Raw genomic sequence first — 24,231 nt, forward strand, 5'->3', positions numbered from 1 at the left:
AAGTATGAGGAAACCAAAAACCGTGAACTTAAAAACAGTCATATCGCTGCTCAAAGAAACTTTTACTCAATGGCAAAAAGATAAAGCCCCAACCCTAGCCGCCGCCCTAGCCTATTACACAGTCTTCTCCCTCGCTCCGCTACTAATTATCGTAATTGCGCTCGTCGGCTTAGTCTTTGGTGAAGACGCAGCCCGAGGTCAAATCGTCGGCCAACTCCAAAGTTTAATCGGCAAAGATGGCGCTCAAACCGTCCAAGAACTCATCCTCAAAGCCTCCGAACCCAAGTCTGGCATGATTGCTACTTTAGTCGGTATCGCTACACTTTTGTGGGGCGCTTCCAACGTGTTTACTAATCTCAAAGATGCCCTCAATACTATTTGGAATGTTTCACCGCCTCCCGGACGCGGCATTTGGGGATTTCTGCAAGACCGCGTATTGTCTTTTGCGATGATTTTAGGCATAGGGTTTCTCTTGCTAGTATCTTTAGTAATTAGCGCCGTTTTAGCAGTCATCAGCTCTTGGTTGAACGGTTTGCTGCATTTACCAGTCGGCATTTGGCAAATTGTGGACTTTGCTCTTTCCTTTGGCGTAGTCACGATGCTTTTTGCCTTAATTTACAAACTATTGCCCGATGTCGAGCTTGCCTGGAATGATGTTTGGATCGGTGCAGGCATTACCTCTCTGCTGTTTACGATCGGCAAATCCCTAATTGGAGCATACCTCGGAAGCAGCGGTATTGCCTCTACCTACGGTGCAGCAGGTTCCTTCGTGATTATCCTGCTTTGGATTAATTATTCCGCTCAAATTCTGTTTTTGGGTGCCGAGTTTACCCAAGTTTGGGCTAACCGATACGGTTCCAAAATGCGAAGTTCGCGAAACAAGATTCTCAACAGCGAAAACGGGGAATGAATCCTTTGTACCCAAACATCGGCACAATTCCTAAGATTAGACAAACGGGAAATTTGAGGTTAAGCTACAACTCCTGGTTTGACAAAAGCAGGAAGTTTTGCTGCCGTTGCGGTGTACATAATTTAGCAGATTCAACTAATTTAACAGAGGTTAGTAGAACTCTGGTACTCAATCGCAGACTCCATCGAATGGAGCTGCGTCTATCTGTGTTTATCCACTGTAAATATGCGGTTAAAAAACCGAATATTGATGCAAAAATTCTAGTTGAAAGAAGAAGGCAAAAGGCGGAAAAAATAAAAAATTGTGAAGGCAATAATTTTGCTTTTTTCGTTAGCGCAGCCCTCGGAGAGGATCGCCCTTTCACATTCTTAGGATTAAGGTCAAAAAAACCCTATTTCTTTAAAAATCGTGGTTATTTTTCAAGAAAGTCAGATGAATAAACCGGGTTTTTGAAATAGGATGCGTCCCGAAGAAAGAATTTATTCGGGACGATTTACTTCTGGTTTATCCAAATCTCTACCTATTTATCGCAAGGGTTAAAAATCATGCCTCCGACTGAGGAGAATATCTCCAACCACAAGCTGAAAGCAGGTTCGAGTTAGATGCCCGCCCAAATCCGGGCAATTTCCTTTACCCTCGTTTATTGCCATTTAGATTATCGAGAGTTTGAGCTGTTCCTGGTCTCTGCCAGCAGAAGGAACTCGTATTTCAAATTTATCTGGCAATTTATCCCTGAAGGCTGATTTATCGATCGCGCGCTTTGACTTTAATAAAAATTACCAGTTAACCTTTATTCCCCCGCCGTCCCCAAAATTCTACTTTTCACCTGCTGCATTTTTTTTAAATTTTGGTAAAAATCATGATTTCATTAGCAAAAAAAACCTATCGCCCCCAGCTTTGCACAGGGCGATCGCGCTGTGGAAATTGGCAAAGAAGAAGCGGGCGGACAAAATGTTTACGTGCGTCAGCGCTACGTAAGGCCGATTTAAAACTGATCGTAGGCGGTGGCTGGCGCGTGGGGGAAAGCGACAAGAGCGCGACGCGATCGGCAGCATCGTGGAACAATTAGGCTTAAGCGACATTACCAGTTTTCCCGGCAGCTTGAGCCGAGATATTCTCCCCGCCGACGATTTAGTGGCCGTTGAAGCGATGGCCTGCGGCACGCCCGTCGTCGCCTCTGATCGCGCGTGGATTGAAATATACGGTAGTGCCACGAGAAACCGGTTTGCTCGCGCCGCCAAAAAATGAAGTAGTATTTGCTGGTGCGATCGATCGGCTGTGAGTTGACTCAGTATGGCGCCAGCAACTCGGACAAGCAGGCCGCAGGCGCGTCCAAGCCTATTTCAGTTGGGAGGCGATACCGTCCCAACTAAGTCGGGTTTGCTGAACTCCTCGAACAACAATCGGCCGTTAAACTTGACCCCGTGAGCGCTTAATAGTATCACTTAGTATGGTTGAAGCGAGTTTCCATTGATCCCTGTGGATTTCAACCATTCTAACTGGGAACCTTCAACTAAAAGCGATATCAGGAGGTAATCTTGTACGCACCAGAAAATCTGGGAAGCCATCTGCAACCCATGAACGACATCCAGCTAATTCGCCTGTGGGTGGAGCGCCAATCCAGCCGCAGCAAGCGCTTTAGCTGGCAGGCGGCCAATAGTTTTCGGATGTTTGTAGCAAAACCGCTGGCAGAAGTAACTCTGACAGATGTCCAGACTTTCGCTGCAGCCATGAGGGCCCGCCAAGCTGGAGCCCGTTTCTACAAGCAAACTTTACTAGCACTCAAATCCTTGTTCGCCTTCGGCCAGCAAACAAGAATCTTACCCGCAACCATTCCCCTGCAGGAGTGGCCGGTGCGACAGCGCAGCAAGCCGTCAAAACGCCTCCGTTTTAAAGTCTCGTGGAGTTTGTGCATCTGTTTGTCGTTTTTTTTGGGTAGGATGACTCCGAAGTTGTGGGGACAAACTATCTCGCCAGAAATCTCGGAGCCTCCTAAACGCACGCCGTTCGTTGGGGCTATCAACTCACCAGACGGAAGAGAGAATAACATTGAGCGCGATCGAGTCAAAGCCTTTCTCGACACCATCGCCGCCGCCGAAGGTACCGCTAGCCCCGACGGCTACCGCACCCAGTACACAGGCACCACATTTGTCAGTTTCAGCGACCATCCCAGAGAAATGAGATGCGGCCGCCGCTACGGCAAAAAGCTGTGTTCCGACGCGGCCGGGCGGTATCAGTTTCTGAGCACAACTTGGGACAGATTCGCCAAAAAATTTAGCCTCACCGATTTCAGTCCCCAAAATCAAGACCTGGTAGCTGTAGAGTTAATCCGAGAAAAAGGTGCCTTAGAAGATATAGAAGCGGGTAGATTGGAGTCAGCAGTGAGAAAACTCGCTTACATCTGGCCTTCTTTTCGGCGTTTTGGCGGTTCCGTGGAATCGTCGATGCCCAAACTAGAACAAATGTATTTGCAAAATTTAGGGATTTACCGCCCCGGATTGGTTGTTAGCAATTAGTCAGTCGATGTAATCTTTGCGCCAAGGTGCGTCGGGGATGAGAACTTGACAGGCGGGAGCAAGTGTGATGTTAGCAGTAAGAATCGCTGGGTTTTTAACTGTGCGGCCTTCTAATGACTGTTGAGATTCTAGGAGGCTGATTACCTCGATTGCACAGTTTTTGTCTGCTGCGTTTAACGGTGTGTTGCTGTACTCGGCTGCTAATTCTTCGAGAAAATTTAGGTGATCTTGCACAACGGGCGATCGCCCCAACAATCATCTTCTCAAGTTTATATGGGGCGATCGCTATTTCACCCAACAACAAACATCCTCGAATGATTTGATTTGTTTTGGAGGGCGATCGCCAATAATTTCTGTGGACTTAGCAACGACGCCAACCATTTTTGTTTACCTAATCTCTACCAAAGAATGTGAGACGAAGTGCGGGTTTTCCACGGTAGTAAGTGCGATCAAACTGTACTTTCTGAGACTCGTATGCGTGGTCTTGGATCATTTCTTGTGCATCATCGAGAGACATTTCACTCCAGTCAGGAGCGACTAACATAAGACCATTGTTAGCACTGAGTATTTCGTCTAGGTCATTCCAGGAGCCAATCCAGAGCATTTCCTTTGCTGTATTACTGAGACTCATCCTATTTACCTAAGTTGTAATTCTCCCACAATTGCAGTTTAACTAAATAAATGAAAATATATTACCGCATAATTTTGTCAAGGGAAAGTATTTGACGATCACCAAAATTTTATTTAATTTCACAGGTGCGATCGCTTCTCAATTCGTAACTTTTGCGATCGCCAATAATCTCTCAGAACTCAACAACAAAGTCAACTATTTTTGCTTGCCCAATCTCGAATAGAACCAGATTGCCTAAGTTGTAAATTTTTATAAAATAGGTTTTGCTAGTCATTCAACGACTCAATTCCTTGCTCTTTAAGTCTAGCTAATCCATCTTTCATCGCTTTAACTTGCTCTAGTGAATGTCCTTGCCAAATTGCAACTTCACCAACAACCTTAAACGGATATGATGAACGATAAGACATTGTTGGATTACCAGGGAATTTTCTATCAGTTAAATCAGGATCATCTTCAATGGGCCCTGTTGATTCTACTAAATATATTCTTTCACACCCTTCCCCCAAAGCAAGTTCAGCCCCCCAAATAGCGGCATCTAAGGTTGCTGTCACGAAGACATACTTAGCTTTTTTTCTTTGTCCAAAATTTGAGTTGAAACCAGCTTCAATAAAATCTCCAATCTTTAGGGCAACCTTTGTTCCATGAAAGAACGTCTGAGAAAACGGTGTTGGGTTAGGTTCGTTTAATTTTTTATTGCTTTCACTATTTTCCATTGATGTAACCTATCATTGATATTTTCTTGATTGCTGAAATTGTTCATTACAATTACCGCTAACGGTTGAATTGAGCGGCAGAAAAACTTATGCCCAAAACCAGAATATCATAATTTGTCCGCTCCAATGATTTGTTATGCCTCGATCGCTTCTCAATTCTTAATTTTGGCGATCGCCTCAACAATCATCTTCTCAAGTTTGCTAAAGGCGATCGCTTAAGCGCAAATTTTATCCGTAGGGTGTGTCGCCATCGACAATCCTTCATCAACAGCGACAATTTCATGGTGACGCACCTGTTTTTTTCCAGAGATGAGGAAAAAAACCAAAATTTTGGTAAGGTGCGTCGCTACTCGAAAAGTCGATTTTTATTGACAGATTTTTGCAGGGCGACGCACCCTACGACTACTTCAGTTTGCAAAACAAGTCCGATCGCCATTTATCGATCTGGATCGATCGCTATGTTTGAAGATCCGGGCCTGTCCCCGATCGCAATATAAGGCTCACCGTGAGTCCCTGTATAGATTTGAGTAGGGCGGTAAATGCGATTTGCTTCTAGCTGTTCCTTCCAGTGGGCCAGCCAGCCGGCAACGCGGGCGATCGCAAAAACAGGCGTAAATAAGTCGATCGGAATTCCCATTTTCCGATAAACCAGACCCGAATAGAAATCTACATTTGCGTAAATTCCTTTATGACTCATTTTTTCCTCAACCACTGCTTCCAACTCGATAGCAATGTCGTAATAATCGTCATGTCCGAAATTTTCAAACAACTGTTCTGCTAACCTTTGAAGAATAGTTGCTCTGGGATCTTTCACCTTGTAAACTCGGTGGCCGAAGCCCATGATCTTTTCCTTATTTTCAACGCACTTCTCGACAAAAGGCCGCACGTTTTCTACCGAACCAATTTGCTCCAACATATCAATCACTTCTTCATTTGCTCCCCCGTGCAGCGGCCCCGCCAAAGTGCCAACTGCAGAAGCAATCACCCCGTAAGGGTCTGTTAGCGTCGAAGCTGTTACCATTGCCGAAAATGTAGAAGCATTGATTGTATGTTCGGCGTGGAGAGTCAGACAAGCATCAAAAATATTAGCCAACAGCGGATCTGGTTCTCGCTCGTTGAGCATATAAAGAAAGTTAGCCGAGTAGTTCAAATCGTCCCTCGGCAACAGCGGGTCATTACCCCGCCGCATTTGCTGGAACGCCGCCACCATAGTCGGAATTTTGGCTAGCAGCCGCACTACAGCTTCTCGAATGTATGCTGGGTTAGCCAGAGCTCGGCGCGAGTAGAATAACCCCAAGGCCGCTGCTGAAGCTTGCAGCGCGTCCATTGGATGTCCTCTTTCGGGAAAGCATTTCATCATATCCCGGATGCGATATTTGATCCGGCGGTGATAGCGAATTTCATGCTCGAAAGCTTCTAGTTCTTCCTTTGTCGGAAGTACGCCCCAGATTAATAAATATGCAGTTTCCACAAAGGAACTTTTGAGTGCTAGTTCCTCAATGCTAATCCCGCGATATTCTAGCACCCCTTTTTGTCCATCTACATAACTAATGCTGGACAAGGTGGCGGGAACACCTTCTAAACCTGGTTTGAATTCGCCGACGACCATTGCGATACCGTATTGTGTGAGTTGAATCTAATCAAATTACATTACCAGAAAGCAAGATAGTGTCGCCGCGTTAACAAACAATAATCAATGAATGTGACTATTTGCTGTCTACCCCAGCAAGAACTTGGGCCCAGTCAGCCAGAACATTTGGCTGCGGCCTACTGGGGAACCTGTTTCGGGGAGGATTAAGCCGATGATACCTGCTTTTTTGAGGATGAGGGCATCTTGCGATCGCCCCCAAAGCAAAGTTTCTGCCCAATTGCCCAAATCTGGTTGGTGCCCCACCAAAACTAAGCTGCGGCTGCCGCTTTCCTGCCACTGCTTGTACCACCTCAGCCAGTCCCCGATGTCTCCTGAAGGTGCGAGGGCGGCGGATTCTTCTATTTGGGAACTCAGGCCCGCTGACAGCAGAATTTGGGCGGTTTGCGTGGCGCGCAGTAGAGGACTGGTTAGAATCAGATCAAACTGAATTTCGAGATCGTACAGTCGCTGGGCGATTTTGTGGGTTTTACGATCGCCCTGTTTAGTCAGGGGCCTTTCTGAGTCTGTATCGTATTCTTCGGGTGTCGCCGCGATGCCGTGACGGACTAGGTAGAGATGCACTGTGGCTGTCCTTTTGATAATTGTGCGATGGCTACGCCCCGGCTTACACGCACTTAGGGATGAAGTTTGGCGCGATCGACATATTTTACCTATTCTACAACTGGATTGACATCTGGCACTGTCATCTGGTATGCGCCACAGGCGTAGCGATCGCGCCCTTGTCGTTTCGCATCATACAATACTCGATCGGCTGTGGCGATCAATTCATCCGGCGATTCGCCACAGCAGGGAACTATGCTAGCAATTCCCATACTCACAGTCACGATCGCACTCACATCAGATTGCTCGTGAGGGATGGCCAAATCTCCGATCGCATCTCGCATCGACTCAGCAACTGCGATCGCCCCTGCAGCATCCGTATTTGGCAGAATAGCAGCAAATTCTTCGCCCCCATAGCGCACAAACAAATCCGTCGAACGTTTAACCGCAGCCGCCGCAGCTTTCGCCACTTTCACCAAACAAATATCCCCAGCTTGATGTCCGTAGCAATCGTTATATCGCTTAAAATAATCCACATCCAACATAATCAATGACAACTGTTGTTTGCCCTCCATCAGTCGGTGCCATTCCGATTGCAATCGCTCATCAAAACAGCGGCGGTTTGCTACTTGGGTTAACCCATCTGTCATAGCCATTAATCTTTCTTGTTCCGCCCGGTTTTTCAGAATCTCCTCGGCCTCCTGGCGTTCTGTAATATCAGCGAAAGTGGTCACTACTCCATAGGGTTGAGATTGATTGAGATGGAACAGCGGTTGAGAATTAATCGAAATCCAAGTCAGGGTTTGATCCGATTTGTGAATGCCCATCACCACATTCGATCGCGCTTCTCCCGTGCGTAGGGTGATCGTTGCCGGATGCTGTTCCCCCGGAAACGGTTCGCCATCCTCCCCAACGGTGCGCCAGTCTAAATCTATGGATGTACGCCCCATCATTTGGTCTGGGGTCAGTCCCATAATCCTTTCAGCACTAGCATTACAGGCAGTAATTTGTCCGTCGGCTAGCTGAAGTACGACACCTTCGGTCATGGTAGTAATTACAGAACGATACCGTTCTTCGCTTTCCTGCAATTGACTCAGGAGACTGTTTTTAGCCTCAAACTCCGAAGCCAGATGCAGGCTCCCGGCCAGAAACCCCGCCATTAGTTGTAAAGTTTGGATATCTGACTCTGTAAAGGCAGAGGGTGTAGCTGAAAGCACTTTTAAGACGCCAACCCGATCGTCCTGATACAACAAGGGAACAACCACCATTGACCGGAGACCAATGCGCTCACAGGCAGCCCGATCGACCCGTGCATCGGTTTCTGAATCCTCGCAAATCATGATTTGGCCGGTCGCAATACATTTTCCCGATAAACTTGTCCCTACTTTGATCCGTAATCCAATATAGGCGGTGGCGATACCGCTGGCTGCCCGATACACCATTTCATCCCCTTCCACGATTTCAATCACTGCTCCATCGGCGCGGGTCAAATCTTGAGTCCTCTCTGCAATCACCGCCATTACTGCATCGAGATTGGGATTGCGGATGGCGATTTCCTGTTGGGTGGCAATCACTACAGCCAGACGCTCGAACTCTTGTTGCAATGCTGCTTCTGCTTGTTTGCGATCGGTGATATCCTTCATAAAACAGTGATGCCCGATCGGTCGATCGCGATCGTCGCAGGCTGTCACCATCACCAATTGCTTGTAAAAGATCGAGCCATCTTGCCGGATACCCCTGGCCTCAACCTCCACTCGGCCGCAGGCTAGCATTTTTTGATAAGCCGCTACCAGCATTTCCAAATCTTCTGGATAAACCGTTTTCTGCCAATTCATACCAACCATTTCTTCAGGCTGATAACCCACTATATTGGCGTAGGCTTGATTAACACTGATATACGTTCCGTGTTGATCCAGCCGCGAGATGCCTTCCACGGCATTAGCAAGGGCTGTACTCATTTCTCTGAGTTCTGTTTCGGCCAATACCAGATCCGTAATGTCTTGGGATGTACCAAACAACCGAAGGACTTGTCCCTCTGCATTGAGTTCGGCCTGTCCTCTGGCTTCGGTATGGCGGATAGAACCATTCGGGCGCACGATTCTGAGGCGCAATAGATAAGGCTCTCCGCGAGTGAGCGCTCGTTGAACTACCAGGTGTAGCTGTTTGGCACTTTCGGGATGGTAAAGCCGCAGGTTTTCTTCATAGGTAGGTTCGCCCAGGGCCCTGTCGCGTCCCAAAATCTCGAAGAGTTCGGGAGACCAGGTAATTTTACCCGAGAGCGCGTCCCATTCCCAGTTACCGATGTGGGCAACGCGCTGGGCTTCTGACAACCGGGCTTTACTCTGTTGCAGGGCTGTTTCCGTCTGCTTGCGATCGGTAATGTCCTTTTCGTTCACGAGCAACATCGGATTGCCTGTTACCGGGTCGTTGGTACATCGCAGATCCATCTCGTGCCACCGAATCCCCGCCAGAGTAATAACTTCAGCCTCAGCATTAAAGACCTTACCGGACTTGAGAATTGCCATTGCTCGCTCTCCTACCCGATCGTCCACAAAGCGGCTCACAAAAGCATTGTCTGTCTTTCCATAACAGCGCAAGGCCGCCTGGTTTTGCAGCAGCAGCAAGCCTTCTAGGCTGTACAGGGAAACTATCAGCGTGGTGTGGCGGAGTGCTTCGATCGATCGCAGGGTTTCCGGCTCAATTCGATCGACGGTTTCGATCGTACCCTGCACCAGCATTGCCAAACGCCCGCCGTCAATTCTGATGCCAGAGCACCGACAGCCGACAGAAACAGGCTCACCGGCGGGGTAAAACGTCCACCGCTCGGACAAGGTTTGGCCTTGCTCAAACTGCTGCAGATAGCTCTGCAAGCGAATCCGAGTAGACTCTGACACATCGCTAAAGTTGCGGCTCGTGAGTTTTTGCCGCGTCGCAGCATTCCACAGGTACAAGGATGCTTGGTTTGCCCACCGCATTTGCCAATGCTCAATATCAAATATCCAGATCGGGTTTTGCAACAAGTCAAAGGCTCTGAGGTGGATAATATCGCCGCTCAGGGAACAGGCACTGTCTGGTTCCAGGCTATTTTGACGGTTGACTTTTTCTATATTGGTGACAGTTTGAGCCGGTGCTGTTTCGAGTTGTGGCGGTTGATTTGGCAGCACCGGGTGGTGAGATTCCAGTTGCCGCATCCTCAAGCTGAGCTGCACTGCAACGTGTTGCAGGATCTGAATGTCGAGAGGTTCCCACTGACGCGGACTTCGGCATTGATGAGCAATCAACAGTCCCCACAGCTTCGGAGATTGCTGCTGTTTGCCATCTAGCAAAATTGGTACAACTAAATTTGCCTGCACTTGGAGGCGATCGAGCAATTCGACATGACAAGCTGGAATATGATCGCTGTTAATATCAGCAATGCTGCAGGTTTGTCCCTGGCTGTAACCCTTTAGCCAGGTTGTTTCAAAGCAAGGGTCATCAATCAGTTGTCCCAGGATGGGCGGCCACTCGCCACCAACGGATTCAGCCAATACTGCACTATCTCCATGCGGTAGGAAGCGATAAATAATTACGCGATCGGTTTGCAGCAGCACCCTAGTTTCTGCTACCGCACATTGCAAAATGCTCTCCCGATCCCCGAACTCGTTGATTTGAATTGCAATTTCTGAAAGTTTTTCTAGGATTTTCTCTAACGACCAAGAGAAAGTCTGTTTTGTAGACATCTCCGTGTTCCTTTTTTTTAGCTATTTATTACTATTCTACGCCGCAACAAATCAATATAATATTTTTTTAAATTCTAATAATTTGTTGTTGGGGTTATCAAAAAAAATACTTAACTTATGTTTTAAAAATGATAATACTACAAATCTTGGTTTTTTTAACTTTAGCAAATCATCTAAACTTTTCTAGATTTATTTTGCTTTTTTACGGCGTTTATTTTCTAATTGCGATCGGAAATCTTCTGCGCCAAATATAACTAATTATGATTAACTTAGCGAATTTATCAGCAAATTGAAAAAAGTCAACCCTGTAAAAGTGTTATGATTGAAGAATCATATCGTGAATTTTAGTAAGCTAGAGCCAACTAAATTTTTCCCAACTCCTGGTTTTTCACGAAAATACTTTGTTGCATCCTTTGACAATAGTTAAAATACCCGGTTTGTTTGGTGTGTATTTTTGGGAAATGGGATAAAATCTATGGCGTTGCTTCATCAGGGTATGAAAAAAATCAGTTGAAAATCCTCAAGCTTTGTCGATACTGGTTTCTATGACTGGCATATTTAGCATTTCATCTCAAATCCGGTAGTATCGGAATTATGAGTGCGATCGTCCAAATAGATTATTCCGATCCTACCGTCCATGACCTCATATCAAATCCTCTCTTCATCGGAATAGTAAATTCACTGTTGACTGTTGACTGTTGACTGTTAACATCATGAGGAGTGCAACCGGAATTGAGATCGTACCGTAAATCAGCAACGCCGATATTACTTCGTTCAAACTGACAGAGGTGTGCTGGATTTGATTTCCAACCCTCAATAAGAGTGAAAAAACCCGGTTGAGGAGAGTTGAAATGCGGGGATGACTGACGATTAAGTTGAGAGTTTGCACTTCGGTAGAAAAAAATATGGCAAAACCTGGTAGCAACCGGAGGTCGAACCCCGCATCGCATTCCCAGGCTATTGCTGGAATCAAGGCCGCGCCTAGAAACTCCAAAGTTAATGATCGTAAATCGGATTCTCTTTAGGACTAACTAAATCTAGCAAATTTTGCTTGATCTGAGCATCAAATACTTCCCATTTCATCCTTGCATAATCGCTATCCTCATTTCCGCCAGAAAGAAATCCCACCGGAATTTCAAAGCCTCCAGCTTGACTTCTACCACCGCCAAAAAAGCGTCCTTCAGCATTTTTCCCGAAGGCTTCTTTAATAAATTCGTCGGGATCGAGAGTCAGTTTATTCGTTCGCAGCGAGCCAATTACTACTTCAATTTCTTCGTCTTTGTCGTGAACTATTGCATAGACAACGGCTGTGTGCACGTTCTCTTCGGTCATTAAAAAGTCCGCTGCTTGGGGAATAGAATCCCGATCGTCATAGCGGAGGTAGCCGATGCCGGCGATCGAAAAATTGTTCTGGACGATGCGGTGTTTGAGCGATCGCTCGATCGCATCCATCACCCATTTAGAACGAGACGACTGCAACACCGCATTCAACAACTGCGAGTCATAAAAACGGCTCAAATAAGCAGCAGCTAAAAACTCTTCCTCCTGAGCTTGTCTGAGGGCATTCGTATCCGATCGCAAACCGTGCATCAAAGCCGTAGCGCACTTGACGTGCTGGCTGATACTGCTGTCAAAAGCTAACATTCCCGCCTGCAAATACTCCGTAAAAATCGTGGCTGTAGCGCGGATTTCCGGGCGTAAATCCGTAAATTCTGCGTTCATTTCCCCCTGCAAACTGTGGTGGTCGATCACTGCTGCGATCGGAATTCCTGCCCCTAAAATAAACTCAGTTAAGTTACAAGTAGTGCCTTGGTTATCGATAAAAACGCACCCCTTATAAGCCGATAAATTCTTAGTTTTTGCCGTTTCCAACGTCCACCGCTGCAACGGCAACCCTGTTAATTTGACTAAGGCAATATTTTCTTGGTGGCTGAGAGTGCCGGCGTAGAGAATCTCGCATTGGATATCGTATTTTTCGGCGATTAATTTGTAAGTCCAAGCACTTGAAAGCGCGTCGGGGTCTGGAAAATCTTGCAGCAAAATTAACTGGCGACTGCCTTTGTTGCGATCGAACATTTGGCGCAATTGCTCGACTTTACGAGCGTGCAATTCCTCGCGGAGACTGGCGCGATTTTCTTCGGAAGCAACTTCAGCTTTGCTGCGCCGTTTCTGGGGCTCATTCGCTGCGCGTACAGCCTCGCCGATGGGGTCAACCTCACCTTCGCGGTTGCTAGATGTTTCATCTGAATTAGTAGGCGGGCGGTCTTTCATTGTTAAAGTTTAACCATTTAATTAATTTAGGACTTACGGAGGAGCGGCCAAAAACCGGGTTTTTGGAGAAAATTATGTTGGAAAAAAGTATGCACTATATATAGTCCATAGATTGGGAGCATTTCAGTTTTGCATTATAGTGCGAGCGTCCCCGCTCGCGTATTGTACAACTCGCGAGCTCTTGATGTGCTCGCACTATAAGAAAAAAAATACTTTTTGCAAAACTGAGATGCTCCCCCATAGATGAGGCAAAAACGCGGTTTCTTTGATAGGAGTTAAGCAAAAAAACCCGATTTCTCAGAAAAATTGTCGATCGAGCCGAGAGATACTTGATGCAAAAACCAAGTTTTTGACACCGCGTGCGTCCCGGACTGTAATTCTCTCAGAACTTGCGCGCCAAAAGCCCTTAAATCCGGTTTTTTTGTAGGTGCTTCGTTATCAAAGCCAATATTTCTGATGAAAAACCCGATTTAAAAGCGTAAGTTCTCTATTATTTAACTTTTAACTTTAAACGATCGGGCGCGCGCGCGCTCAAGGCGCATCCCTACAACTCAAAACTTCTGCAAAAAACCCCCGCGCTTTCGCTGACAGGGGTGTTAAAGGCCAATTACATATTTTTGCCATTCTTTGTGCATACCACTCTTAACTTGTTTCGTCACTTCAAAATAAAGACCGCTGTGAGGTTTCCTCGGTGGATAGCGCAGCAGCATTCCCGATTCTTTCGGGGTGCGACTGCCTTTATTCACGTTGCAGCGCATACAAGCCGTGACGAGGTTTTCCCAACTGTCGCCTCCTCCGCGCGATCGAGGAATCACATGATCCAGCGTCAAACCGTCTCCGGTATAACCGCAGTATTGACAAGAGTGCGCGTCCCGGTGCAAGATGTTCCGGCGGGTAAGCGGAATTTCCTTATAGGGAACTCGGACGTAATGCCTCAGTCGGATCACAGTTGGTAGCGGGAAGTTTGGCGCAATAAATTTCCCGTTATGTTCTACCTGTTCTGCTTTTCCTTTCAACAACAAAATTACCGCCCTTCGCCAATTGGTGATGTTGAGCGGTTCGTAGGATGCGTTGAGCACTAGAACATTGCCCATTGTTGATTATTAAAGAGAATATTTTTACTGATGCTAACACAGGTTGCAGATTAGGGGGGGCGAGAGCGATCGGGGCAAGGCTTAACAAAAAACGGTGAAAAACCGCACCTTTACCCTATAGCTTCGCACCTGCGCCCTTTGTGGCTGCACTTATTTTCTGCCCTCGATGTCTGTCGGCGAGCATTTTTCGGTGAATTTTGACCCTGATGACACCAGTATGGGCGATCCTCTCCGAGGGCTTCGCTAACGGGCAAACTTTACAGAATAATTTTTATTTTTTTCCCTAAATGCCTAATCTTCCCGGCAAGAAGCAGTCTAATTTTTTAGAGTATTAGTAACCATAAATGAAAAAGCTTATTACCGCCCATGAAATTTCGGCTTTTAAAGTCAGCTTTTAGCGCGTCAATTATTGCCCTGACAGCTCCGATGTTAGCAAACTGTCCAGCCTTTGCCCAAACCCCCTCATTTTTCTGCGGCGCTGCGGGCGGGCGCCCGGCCACAATTGCTGTGCAACAAGGCAAAAATATTCCCGTTATTCTGTGGGTAGCCGATAACTATTTCAATGAATCAGGAGAAGACGCAATTACTCGCTGCACCAGAGTCTCGGGAATTCTCAACAACTCGCAACCCCAAGGAAACTGGGACAATCTTGTCACAGCAGGTGCATCTCCTAGCGGTCAACTAATTATTTGTGCAGCTAATCCTCAAGACGGTTCCTGTAGATTATTATATCAAGTGCCAAAAGGGCAAAATTCCGAACAAGCCCGACAAGAACTTTTACGAAGAGTTAAAAATCCGAATGTAAGTGTTTCGCCTGTTAAGGTAAATTGATAGTCATTAGTCATTAGTTATTGGTTATTGGTTATTGGTTATTGGTTATTGGTTATTGGTTATTGGTTATTGGTTATTGGTTATTGGTTATTGGCTACGAATTTCCAATTTCCAATTCTCAATTCCCAATAACAACTAACAAATAACAAATAACAACTAACAACTAACAGCTAACAGCTAACAGTCAACAGTCATTAGTCATTAGTCATTAGTCATTAGTCATCAGTCATCAGCTCGTTACCAGGCTCTGCCTGGTAATGCAGATCCGGAGGCTCTGCCTCCTTAATAATATGGGTTCGTAGTGCGGACTTCAGTCCGAAAATTAAGAGTGCACTTTAGTCCGCACTACGAACCTTACTTATTACGATATAGAGGTTATCAAAAAAGTGAGATATGCCCAATGCCCAATCCCTCCGCTTCGCTCCGCCCAATGCCCTGCGCGGGCCAATCCCTCCGCTTCGCTCCGCCCAATCCCTCCGCTTCGCTCCGCCCAATTCCCAATTCCCAATCCCTCCGCTTCGCTCCGCCCAATCCCTCCGCTTCGCTCCGCCCAATTCCCAATGCCCTATCCCAGATAGTACCTCATCTTTCTGAGACTCGGCTATATATCGACATTGCCGTGTGTGTATTCTTAATAATTTGATTGCTTGCAGATAGTTGAAACCCTTCTGAAATACTCCGGTTTACTACCAAGAAAATTGCAACTTTGCTTCAGCAATTCTGCCAACCCTTCAACCTGTCTCAGCCAGACAGTGCCGTTGCTTCCAGCTACAGCAATTTGCTTGCCGTCTCGACTCCAACCAACACTAACAACATTCTCCTCAAACTCAAATTGAGCAACCTGTCGCCCCGCTAAATTCCACAGCCGCACCGTCTTGTCAATTCCCACAGTAGCCAGCCTTTCTCCGTCTGGACTAAAACTGATTGATTTAGCATCAAAATGCAAGGTTTGAAATTCATTCATTAATTCTTTTTCTGACAAATTCCACAGCCCGACTTTGCCGTTAAATGTTACTGTAGCAAAGCGATACTGCTGTTTAGCTGGACTGAAGCTGATACCAATTGCCTGCACCGGCAGTATTTTTTCTAGTTGTCCTGACAAATTCCAAATTCGCACTGTAGATTTACCGTCTAAAGTCGTAACAAAATCTCCTTTAGGGCTAAAATTTACGCTTCTGACTAAGCCGTTATGACCGGGAAGTTTGACAATAGATGATATTACTTTAGGCTGTTTTGATAAGGGCAAAATTGCCGCATTGCTGTCGATTCCTGCCGCAGCTAAAAATTTATCATCTGGACTAAAACTGATGCTGGTAACTGAGCCTTTAATTGCTTGAAAACTCGAAATATTTTTACCTGACAAGTTCCAAAATTTAACTGTGCCGTCCTTTCCTGCCGTTGCTAAAAACTTGCCATCCGGGCTAAAGCTTACCATATTAACTGACTGCTGCAAAGCTTTCCATTCAGCAATTTTAGACCCGGAAAAGTTCCAAATCCGAACTTGATCGTCTATACCTGCGGTTGCTAAAATTTGTCTGTCAGGGCTAAAACTGACGCTGGTAACTGCACCTGCATGAGCTTGCCACTTCACCAAGTGCGGAAGTGATGATGCTTTTATCTGCTGTTTTTTGCTAATTTTATCGAGAATTATTTGTAATGCTAGCAGCGGCCTTGTGGCTGGATATTGTTCTAAATTTGGTTTATTATTAACCAGGGTTTTTAATTTTTCTCCAGAGGCGATCGCCCTGAGTAACGCTTCTGATAAAGCTTGGCTGTTATCTGTCTTTTGAGATACCGCTAATAGCAAAGCATCGCTGCCATTTTGTTCGATTTCAATACTTGCTTGTGCGAGTTTAAAACGCTGGTAAGCGAGAGTTGAAAAGCCGATCGCCCCAATTAACGAGGCTGCGAGTACCGCTGAACCGATGCCGATCCACTGTTGTGCTTTGTGCTTGGCTGCATCAGCTTCTATCAAAGCTGTTTCGGCATCGCGCGCAGCTTTTTTGGTTTCGAGTGTAGCTGCTTGCAGCAGTTGATTTTGGTCGCTGAAAATCATTCTTTGGCTGGCTGTCAAAAACTGAAAATCTTCGTTTCTCAAGCTTTTGTCGGAGGCCCAAACTAATGCTGAATGCAAATTATCACCGCGCAACAGTTGGGAATTATCCTCGCAGTTTGAATTCAGCCAGACTTTGATAGCTTCGGAGTAAGGTGAGAGTTTTTCTAATTTTTGGGCGATTAAGTTTTTGTTAAATACAGCTTGATAAATAGGATTAGAAATTGTTAATTTTTCCCGGCGCTTGACGATTAATCCGGTTAAGCGCAATTCCATTTGTTCGGCACTGCGATCGGGAACAATTTCAACTTTCTGTAAAATTTGCTGGTACAAGCCGAGTCTTCTGACAATGCGTTGGTTTTCTTTGAAAAGCCGATCGCGAATTGTGGACAAATGTTCGGGTACATCCTGAGATTCCCAATTATCCACGATTTTCAAGCGCACCACTTCTTCAACCCAAGCTTGAGGATTTTGAATGCGATCTTGCTCTCCCCCTTGACAAGCGGGAGGTGCATTTTCAAACAGAAGTTTGCACAGCTTTTGAGTCAGGAAAGGTTGCCCGCCAGTCCAATACAAAACTTCTTTCAAAACTTCCCCAGATTGGTCTGTAAGCTCGGCTAACCCCGCTGCTAGCGGTTGCGCTTCTGTTTCGTCAAAACCCGTTAGTTCGATCGCCCTACCGATATTAAAAGGGGTGCTGCTGCTGAGATTTTTGTCGCGGCACAAATCCGCTGGCGATGCTACGCCCAACAGTGCCCACGTCAGGCGATCGAATTCTGGATTGTTGGCGCGCTTGTTGTAGCACGATCGAATTAACGCCAAAAAATCATCGGCGGGAAAATCCAAGGCGAGAATGCTGTCGATTTCGTCAATAAAAATGACAATATTGCTGGAAATGTTGGCTAAAAGTACAGTTTCGATGAATTCGCTCAATCTTTGAACCGGACTTAAAAAATTGCGATCGCGCCACCAAGTCCGCACGTTGACAACATCCGACAGATTAAAGTTATTTTCCAGAATGCGGAGCAACCCAGCATACCACTGTTCGGGGGTCACGCTGCGGTTGCCAATTTCCGAAATATCGATCGCAGCACAAGCAATTCCTTCATCTCTCAGCCGCTGAATTGTCCGCACCTGCAAGCTAGATTTTCCCATTTGTCGCGAATTCAAAACATAGCAAAATTCCCCCGCTTTCAATCCGTTGTAGAAGTCGTCATCTGCTTGGCGCTTGACGTAATTGGGAGCATTAGTGCCGAGACTGCCGCCGACTTGATAGTAACTGGGCTTTGTGGTAAAATCCATAAAATAACAAAATTACGGCTTCGATTATTCGGCGGTTGAAACCGCTCCTATTCAAACGAAGTCCGCCTGCGCGGACTGAAGAAATGAGGCGGTATTAAAGTTTAATTTTGTATAATATATTGTACCACAATACAGCATGAAAACTGATTGGATTGGATATCACCAAGACAAAGACAAGTTAAGAACAGAAATTTGGTCTTTGCTGAAGCATCAAGCTGCATCTATTGGCGATTCCTTTGGTCATATTCCCAACTTTGTTGGTGCCGACATGGCGGCAGAAAAATTGGCAGCTTTACCAATTTGGCAACAAGCAAAAACGATTAAGTGCAATCCAGATGCGGCACAAATTCCGGTGCGAATGCGCGCTTTGCAAGATGGAAAACGCCTCTATATGGCAGTACCGCGATTGACAGACGATCGCTGTTTTGTTGAGTTGACTGCTGGGGATTTACAGAGACAAAATGTATCTATTGCCGAAAGTGCGTTAGCGAAGCCCTCGAAGAGGATCGCCCACAAAGCACTTGCTTGCGGCAAATTGGTAAGTTTTGCAGAAATGGAACCAATTGATTTAGTAATAGTCGGCTGTGTAGCGGCGGGGCGCAGCGGTGGAAGAACCGGAAAAGGTGCAGGATTTGCCGATTTAGAATTGGCGATGTTGACAGAATTCGGATTAGTACAAATCGATACGCCAATTGTAACAACAGTGCATCCTTTGCAAGTAGTCGCAGATTCGCGTTTACCAATGCAGCCTCACGATTGGCCGCTGAATTGGATTGTGACTGCTGGTGAGGTAATTGAAACTAATACAAGTTATCCGCGTCCGACAGGGTTAAACTGGGATAGTTTGCGATCGGAACAGTTGGCACAAATTCCGATTTTGCGAAAAAAGTTAAAAGACGCATGAATATCCTCTCCGATGTTGCTTCATTTTGCCCATAAAAAAATTGTTATTGTTGCTACTTGAGAGAGGATAAAAGCCAAGGGAAATATCCAGCGCAACTTTTTCACAATCCCAGCATTTGATTCTGGCTTTTCGTACTTGTAGAGCAAGAAGTGCAAGCTGACATTAGCCATAATTGCTGAGAAGAAAAAGATGTAACAGATAAATATGTAGGCATCCAGTAAAGTCATGTAAGGCAATCTCGGCAAAGAATTAGTAAGAGTGAAGTTAAAAGTTATTGCCGTGAGGGTACTGGTAATACCTAAACTCATCTGAGTGGCAAAAGCCTTGTTTGCATCGATCCAAAAAGTTGCCCAAGAAATCAGCGTAATTAGTGTCAGAGGAATAAAAGCCTTAAATATGTAAAATTGGTAATTGCGCTTGAGTTTTATTTCAAAATTATATCGAGCATAGGTTTTCTTTTCATTAGCAAAAGTATTGGTAGTAATGGGGGTGTCAGTTCCGATAATTTTCCATTCTGATAAAGAAACAAAAGAATCTTCGCTGAGTCCGGTTAGTGTTTTGTTTTCTTTAAAAACTACAACTCGGTCATCAAAAGATAAGGATTCCCAAACAATCTTTACGGTTTGCGAATCAAAAGGAAACTTTTTTAAATCTAAGTCCGATGATACTGTGGCGTTAAGCAGTTCTACATAACTTACAGTACCGTCGGGTTGGACGGTTAATTCCAGTCCCACTCTTTTCGCTGTTGAAGAAGCATTCACAATTGTTAAATTTGGTTCCCATATTTTGTCGAGATTGTAACGCATTACTGTATCGCCGACTGCTTTTGGGTCAAATGCTAGGCGCGGATCTTTCCATGTTGCGGACAAGTAGCCACCGATATCGAGAGTCTCATCTGATTGATTTATGCGGCCGATGTTGATCAGGTAGAAACCGAGAGAAACTTCTGTTGGTTTGTCAGTATTTGGAGGACTTTTGAGGGAAGATTTGGGAATTTCTGGGGATGTTGATACCGGATTTTTTGCTGCGGTTGTTTCTGTTGGTGAGGGTGGGACGGAATTGCCGCGAGGATTTTGAGCGGTGACTGGGGAATAGATAGAAAATACTACTGTTACAGTTAAGGCTAAAGTTACTATGGCTGCGATTGCTTTAGCTGTTAGTTGATTTTTATTGTTCATCGAGATGATACTGTTTCGACTGCAATAATATTTTACTCGCGATCGAGCTCTGCCGCACTAAGGAAAAAAAAATGTTTGCATCAATTACCCCTATTCCTACCCAGGGCAAACGCATTTTATTTTGAGAATGCTTGCTGGAGCAAGGTTTCAGCAATTGTTAAATTTTGTAGCTAAAATTAAAAACTTTCCTGGGCAATGTTTACAGAATTTATATCCGTTTGCCCTGCATTTCTACTCTGTCGAACGTCACCGGTACGGCAGACGATATCCCGTAATTTAACCTTCGATCGTTATCTGGTTGTGCAGTATTTCCTGAAGGTCGATCGTACATCTCAACCAGTCCTTCAACAAGATTCACAATCCAATAAATCCCAGTGTCGGCGCGGGCATAAATCCGTTTGTTGAAAAAAGAAGGTAATTTTATAATAAATACATCTACTTTGTGGTGATTACGCGCCATGCAATGAAAGCTGTAAAAGCTAGATAACCAAACACGGTTATCCAATCCAGCCAATTATCGGAAGTTATCAAAAAAATATCGTTCATGGGTATCATTCACCTGATTATTAATTACATAAATTATACCAAATCCAGGTTACTTATCCCCATCTCTCTCTTCTGGAGACTCTGCGTACTCTGCGTCCTCTGCGGTTAAATCATTCCGATGGAACGGCTATTGAGATGACGGGCTTTTTGGGGAAATTATATTAAGTTTTTTTCAGACTTGCCGTATGCTTCCTCAAGAAATATAACAGTGCTTCCGCCTGTGGGGATGGCTGTAAACTGGCGTAAGAATAGCGATACAAACCTCTGCAAATCAGAGATAAGCGCGTTGGGAAATCAAGGACTGAGGGGATATCGACGATCGCATCATCAACTGGTGGAATATCCCCTCGCTGACAATATACTGCATAGCTAATTCGAGGCGATTTAGCCCGACTGCTGCTGCGGCTTCCCCAGTGAAAAACGTATTGATTCCAGCACGATAGAGTACCAGCTTGTGTCGGTAAAGCCCGGATATCTTCCAAGGCAAATTTAGTAGCTTTTGTCTTGAGATTTTTGATGGCTTCAGCATACTCTGGATCGCGGTTTGCCGGAATCATGTACATACATGAATTGAGGGGATTGGCCTCAGTAATTGTCACCCAGAGAGTAAGCACTGTCGGCATACCGTTGGAGTCTATAGTATTTTCGTACTCGGCGTCGCGGTGAGGCTCAAATCCTTTGCCACTGTCAGAAGTTTCTATGTAATAAACCCAAAAATTGGGAACTAGCTTGTAGCCGTTTCCCAAAATTCCTGTCAATGTTGAGTTAAAGTAACCAAATGCTTGATAGAAGACATCGTAGACGAGGGCAAACATTGTCGGAAACCCTGCTTTTCGGACATTTTCTATACAGTCGCGCATCTCCTGAATAGTAGCAGCAGGTATGACGCTAGGTGTTTGGAAATAGCCTTCTTCTCGCAGTTGCAGCCTGTACTCGTCAATTTCTGCTTTTTGGATTCCCGACACTTCTGAAAAGCCTTCAAATGGTCGAGCGGAAATAGTTGAAATGGGGTTGAGTTCGCGCCAGTAGTTAATATTTTCTGCTTGCGGTAGAAGTGGAATTAATTTATCTAAGTCAAGAGACTTTCTCAGAGTGACGTTTTCTTCAATCATCGATCCTATTTTACGTTGATACTGCACAAGGGAAAGCCGGAGCGATCTTTTGCGATATTTGTGCTTATCTTTCCCCCTACTGCTGATTCTACGTCATTAACGAGCTAAAATCTACAATTAATTAACTCCCCAATTAGTTTTAAAATATTGTCGGTACAGTTCGCACCTCGGCACGCACTCGTTACCATGCAATTTCACCAACCCCAAACTGTCTAATTTAAACGCCTGCATCGCCTTTAATTGCACCGGAGAATCAGCCGCCACAATCTCTCTCATGCCCTGGGCCAACTCTGGATATTCTTCTAAATTCCACAGTTGGCGGCGCAAATGGTCGCTGTAAATTCCCGCATCTGCGATCGCAGTTTCTTTTAATTCATCGAGTGTCAAATCCGATCGCGAAATGTGATATAATGCAACTCGTACTAAATAGGGATGACCGCCGACGATTGACATCAGTTGCTCAACTTCGGCATCTGACCAATGCAACTTGTGACGCGCTGCTAAATCTTCGATTTGCAGGTGGTTAAATTCCGGTAAATCTACGGGCAGTCCCACGTTGAAAGGCGATTGATTGATGTTCATCGGGATGTAAACTTCGGTGGAGTGAACTACAATTAATCGCAGTTTTTTCCAGATGTCGCGCCGTTTTGATTCTTCGTGCCACGCCCGCAACAGTCCTAAAAAGTCTTCGGCAATATCTGGATATTGGAAAACGCGATCTATCTCGTCTAATCCTAAAATTAAAGGACTGTCGATTTGCGGCAAAATATATTTTTCAAAGTAATCTTTGCAGTTGACTTTGCTGCCAAAAATCTCGTCCCAATAATCGTCTAATTGATTTGCTAAGTGCAACTCGCGCCCGACGTAGGCGCAAAACCATTTTAAGAATTGATCTAAATCGGCGAATACGGCTTTATCTACTAACTGAAAAGTTAGCGGGACAGTGCAATAACCTTGAAGGCTTCCGTGATGCAAAATTTTTGCCATCAAGGAAGTTTTTCCCATTTGTCTGGGTGCTTTAATTCTAATTAACGCGCTGGGCTGTACTATAGTTTGATAGCAGCGTTCTTCGATGGGCTGGCGTTCTACATAAAATTGAGAGGCGACATCTACTTGTCCTCCCGGTAATTCCGGTTCGGCGACTGGTTGGGGTATTTCGTCGCTGCTAATTTCTAATACTTGGTTTTGCGTTAAATCTTCCGCTTCTTCTGGGACTGGTGCGGGAGTTTCTGCTAGCAAATTTAGCACTTCTTCGATAATAATTGGTGTGTCAGCGGTGGTTTTCCATTCCCTTTGTTTGATGCGGTACAGATAGCCCCGCAAGTCGTGGTTTAAAGGCGCGTTTAGCGGGAAACCGACGCGGATGGGGAGAATTATCGGTTTTTTGTCAGGGCGGGCATCTTGCAGTTCTTTTGCTTGCTGCACTTGATATGTTAGTATTTCGCTTTGGCTGACTGTTGGTGGCAGTAGCAACACCAAATAATCGCATTCTTTGAGGAAGAAGTTAATGCGATCGAACCAATTATCTCCCAATCTAATGTTATTTTCGGCTGTGAAGACTGTATGACCGATCGCACTTAAGGCCGTTTCCAACTGTTTTCCCAACTCGCGATCGGGTTCTGCGCTGCGATAGCTGATAAATACTTTAACACTTCTGGCGGTTTCCCCCGCCGCAGCTAAATTGTCCGACTCGCCGACACCTTCGGCACCGTCTAGTTTAGCCGATCGGTGGTCGTCATTCGTCAGAGTCAGATCGAAAGCCGCGAACAACTGACGAATTTTACTTAAATCCGCACCTTCTCTACCCTGCTTAATTTTGCTGACTGTATCGATACCGACGCCAGATTCAGCCTCGATTTCTGTCAGAGTACCTCTAATGTTATATCGGTCAGACCATTCTTGGAGCGTCTCGTTAAGCTTTTTTAAGCCCGACGCTGTGAGAATGCGGCCGCGAGATCGTTTTGACTTGAGCACTTCGCTTGCACTGAAAAGGGAACAAATTTAAAAAGTTTAACGTCTTAAGTTCCTATTTTAGCCGATTTTGAGCCAGATAGTCAGCTAGCCGGAATTTAAGGAATTTTAGTGCGGGAGGTTTTTTGGGTGATCGATTCTTCAAACTCCATCCTGATAACGGCTTCAACCTTTGAATGTATTTGAAAACCAGAAACTTTTCTTAACTCCCCAATCTCCCCCGCCCGGAATCACTGCATTTTTTAGAGTAGATACATCAAAACCCAAGGGTGCCGCAGAAACAAACTGT

Annotated in this window: 24 protein-coding genes; 9 read left to right on the plus strand and 15 right to left on the minus strand. The window is 45.4% G+C overall.

All coding sequences use genetic code 11. The features are described from left to right. The first annotated feature begins 22 nt into the window (after positions 1-22). From QUB13_RS16275 to QUB13_RS16295, 5 genes are all read left to right on the plus strand, one after another. Positions 23-910: a YihY/virulence factor BrkB family protein gene (locus QUB13_RS16275; protein WP_333090757.1), complete on the plus strand. Its 888-nt coding sequence runs from the start codon at positions 23-25 to the stop codon at positions 908-910. After that, the gene (locus tag QUB13_RS16280; protein ID WP_333382484.1) at positions 907-1,350 is read left to right on the plus strand and encodes a hypothetical protein; all 444 of its coding nucleotides are present in this window, start codon (positions 907-909) and stop codon (positions 1,348-1,350) included. The genes QUB13_RS16275 and QUB13_RS16280 overlap by 4 nt, the downstream gene beginning before the upstream one ends. A 419-nt stretch (positions 1,351-1,769) precedes the next feature. Further along, a complete protein-coding gene (locus QUB13_RS16285) occupies positions 1,770-1,979 on the plus strand; it encodes a hypothetical protein (RefSeq protein ID WP_333382485.1) in 210 nt (69 codons plus the stop codon). Between the two features lie 72 nt (positions 1,980-2,051). Beyond that, positions 2,052-2,192, plus strand: coding sequence for a hypothetical protein (locus tag QUB13_RS16290; protein WP_333382487.1), 141 nt, complete (start codon positions 2,052-2,054; stop codon positions 2,190-2,192). A 256-nt stretch (positions 2,193-2,448) separates the two neighbouring features. After that, positions 2,449-3,426: a glycoside hydrolase family 24 protein gene (locus QUB13_RS16295; protein ID WP_333382490.1), complete on the plus strand. Its 978-nt coding sequence runs from the start codon at positions 2,449-2,451 to the stop codon at positions 3,424-3,426. On the opposite strand, the gene QUB13_RS16300 is transcribed toward QUB13_RS16295, so the two are convergent. Both QUB13_RS16300 and QUB13_RS16305 read right to left on the minus strand, forming a co-directional pair. Next, the gene (locus tag QUB13_RS16300; RefSeq protein ID WP_333382492.1) at positions 3,427-3,660 is read right to left on the minus strand and encodes a hypothetical protein; all 234 of its coding nucleotides are present in this window, start codon (positions 3,658-3,660) and stop codon (positions 3,427-3,429) included. It lies immediately after the preceding gene. Positions 3,661-3,817: 157 nt separating this feature from the next. Then, positions 3,818-3,970 carry a hypothetical protein gene (locus QUB13_RS16305; RefSeq protein WP_333116542.1) on the minus strand — a complete coding sequence of 51 codons (153 nt, stop codon included), beginning with the start codon at positions 3,968-3,970 and terminating at the stop codon, positions 3,818-3,820. A 178-nt stretch (positions 3,971-4,148) separates the two neighbouring features. On the opposite strand from QUB13_RS16305, the gene QUB13_RS16310 reads away from it, so the two are divergent. Next, complete coding sequence (locus tag QUB13_RS16310; protein ID WP_333382494.1) at positions 4,149-4,280, plus strand: hypothetical protein; 132 nt, start codon at positions 4,149-4,151, stop codon at positions 4,278-4,280. Positions 4,281-4,323: 43 nt separating this feature from the next. On the opposite strand, the gene arr is transcribed toward QUB13_RS16310, so the two are convergent. From arr to QUB13_RS16345, 7 genes are all read right to left on the minus strand, one after another. After that, positions 4,324-4,770, minus strand: a complete 447-nt coding sequence (arr, locus tag QUB13_RS16315) for an NAD(+)--rifampin ADP-ribosyltransferase (RefSeq protein ID WP_333116548.1) — start codon at positions 4,768-4,770, stop codon at positions 4,324-4,326. Between the two features lie 436 nt (positions 4,771-5,206). After that, positions 5,207-6,379, minus strand: a complete 1,173-nt coding sequence (locus QUB13_RS16320; RefSeq protein WP_333382496.1) for a citrate synthase — start codon at positions 6,377-6,379, stop codon at positions 5,207-5,209. A 108-nt stretch (positions 6,380-6,487) separates the two neighbouring features. Then, positions 6,488-6,982, minus strand: a complete 495-nt coding sequence (sixA, locus tag QUB13_RS16325) for a phosphohistidine phosphatase SixA (RefSeq protein ID WP_333382498.1) — start codon at positions 6,980-6,982, stop codon at positions 6,488-6,490. An 89-nt stretch (positions 6,983-7,071) separates the two neighbouring features. After that, positions 7,072-10,680: a diguanylate cyclase domain-containing protein gene (locus QUB13_RS16330; RefSeq protein WP_333382500.1), complete on the minus strand. Its 3,609-nt coding sequence runs from the start codon at positions 10,678-10,680 to the stop codon at positions 7,072-7,074. A gap of 661 nt (positions 10,681-11,341) precedes the next feature. Next, entirely contained in the window at positions 11,342-11,653 is a 312-nt protein-coding gene (locus QUB13_RS16335) for a hypothetical protein (RefSeq protein WP_333382502.1), read from the minus strand. A gap of 23 nt (positions 11,654-11,676) precedes the next feature. Beyond that, entirely contained in the window at positions 11,677-12,951 is a 1,275-nt protein-coding gene (locus tag QUB13_RS16340; RefSeq protein ID WP_333382504.1) for a DHH family phosphoesterase, read from the minus strand. A gap of 596 nt (positions 12,952-13,547) precedes the next feature. After that, positions 13,548-14,045 (minus strand): HNH endonuclease, encoded by a 498-nt coding sequence (locus QUB13_RS16345; protein ID WP_194008207.1) that lies wholly within the window; start codon positions 14,043-14,045, stop codon positions 13,548-13,550. A 366-nt stretch (positions 14,046-14,411) separates the two neighbouring features. Between QUB13_RS16345 and QUB13_RS16350 the strand changes: the two genes are divergently transcribed. Then, positions 14,412-14,876: a COP23 domain-containing protein gene (locus tag QUB13_RS16350; RefSeq protein WP_333382506.1), complete on the plus strand. Its 465-nt coding sequence runs from the start codon at positions 14,412-14,414 to the stop codon at positions 14,874-14,876. 19 nt (positions 14,877-14,895) lie between these two features. Continuing rightward, positions 14,896-15,015 carry a D-galactonate transporter gene (locus tag QUB13_RS30495; protein WP_442922175.1) on the plus strand — a complete coding sequence of 40 codons (120 nt, stop codon included), beginning with the start codon at positions 14,896-14,898 and terminating at the stop codon, positions 15,013-15,015. A 239-nt stretch (positions 15,016-15,254) separates the two neighbouring features. Here the strand turns inward: QUB13_RS30495 and QUB13_RS16355 are convergent, their stop codons facing one another. Next, positions 15,255-15,437, minus strand: coding sequence for a hypothetical protein (locus QUB13_RS16355; protein ID WP_333382508.1), 183 nt, complete (start codon positions 15,435-15,437; stop codon positions 15,255-15,257). Positions 15,438-15,507: 70 nt separating this feature from the next. Further along, positions 15,508-18,231, minus strand: coding sequence for an AAA-like domain-containing protein (locus tag QUB13_RS16360; RefSeq protein ID WP_333382510.1), 2,724 nt, complete (start codon positions 18,229-18,231; stop codon positions 15,508-15,510). A 136-nt stretch (positions 18,232-18,367) separates the two neighbouring features. Here QUB13_RS16360 and QUB13_RS16365 point away from each other — a divergent pair, with 136 nt between their 5' ends. Beyond that, positions 18,368-19,135, plus strand: coding sequence for a 5-formyltetrahydrofolate cyclo-ligase (locus QUB13_RS16365; RefSeq protein ID WP_333382513.1), 768 nt, complete (start codon positions 18,368-18,370; stop codon positions 19,133-19,135). A gap of 20 nt (positions 19,136-19,155) precedes the next feature. Here QUB13_RS16365 and QUB13_RS16370 read toward each other — a convergent pair whose 3' ends face one another. The 4 genes from QUB13_RS16370 to QUB13_RS16385 form a co-directional block, all read right to left on the minus strand. Beyond that, complete coding sequence (locus QUB13_RS16370; RefSeq protein ID WP_333382515.1) at positions 19,156-20,313, minus strand: hypothetical protein; 1,158 nt, start codon at positions 20,311-20,313, stop codon at positions 19,156-19,158. Positions 20,314-20,521: 208 nt separating this feature from the next. Next, positions 20,522-20,773 (minus strand): hypothetical protein, encoded by a 252-nt coding sequence (locus QUB13_RS16375; RefSeq protein ID WP_333382517.1) that lies wholly within the window; start codon positions 20,771-20,773, stop codon positions 20,522-20,524. 247 nt (positions 20,774-21,020) lie between these two features. Beyond that, the gene (locus tag QUB13_RS16380; protein WP_333382519.1) at positions 21,021-21,971 is read right to left on the minus strand and encodes a phytanoyl-CoA dioxygenase family protein; all 951 of its coding nucleotides are present in this window, start codon (positions 21,969-21,971) and stop codon (positions 21,021-21,023) included. Between the two features lie 117 nt (positions 21,972-22,088). After that, positions 22,089-23,945, minus strand: a complete 1,857-nt coding sequence (locus QUB13_RS16385; protein ID WP_333382521.1) for an AAA-like domain-containing protein — start codon at positions 23,943-23,945, stop codon at positions 22,089-22,091. Positions 23,946-24,231: the final 286 nt, after the last annotated feature.

It is taken from the genome of Microcoleus sp. B4-D4, assembly GCF_036705185.1.
Lineage (GTDB): Bacteria > Cyanobacteriota > Cyanobacteriia > Cyanobacteriales > Microcoleaceae > Microcoleus.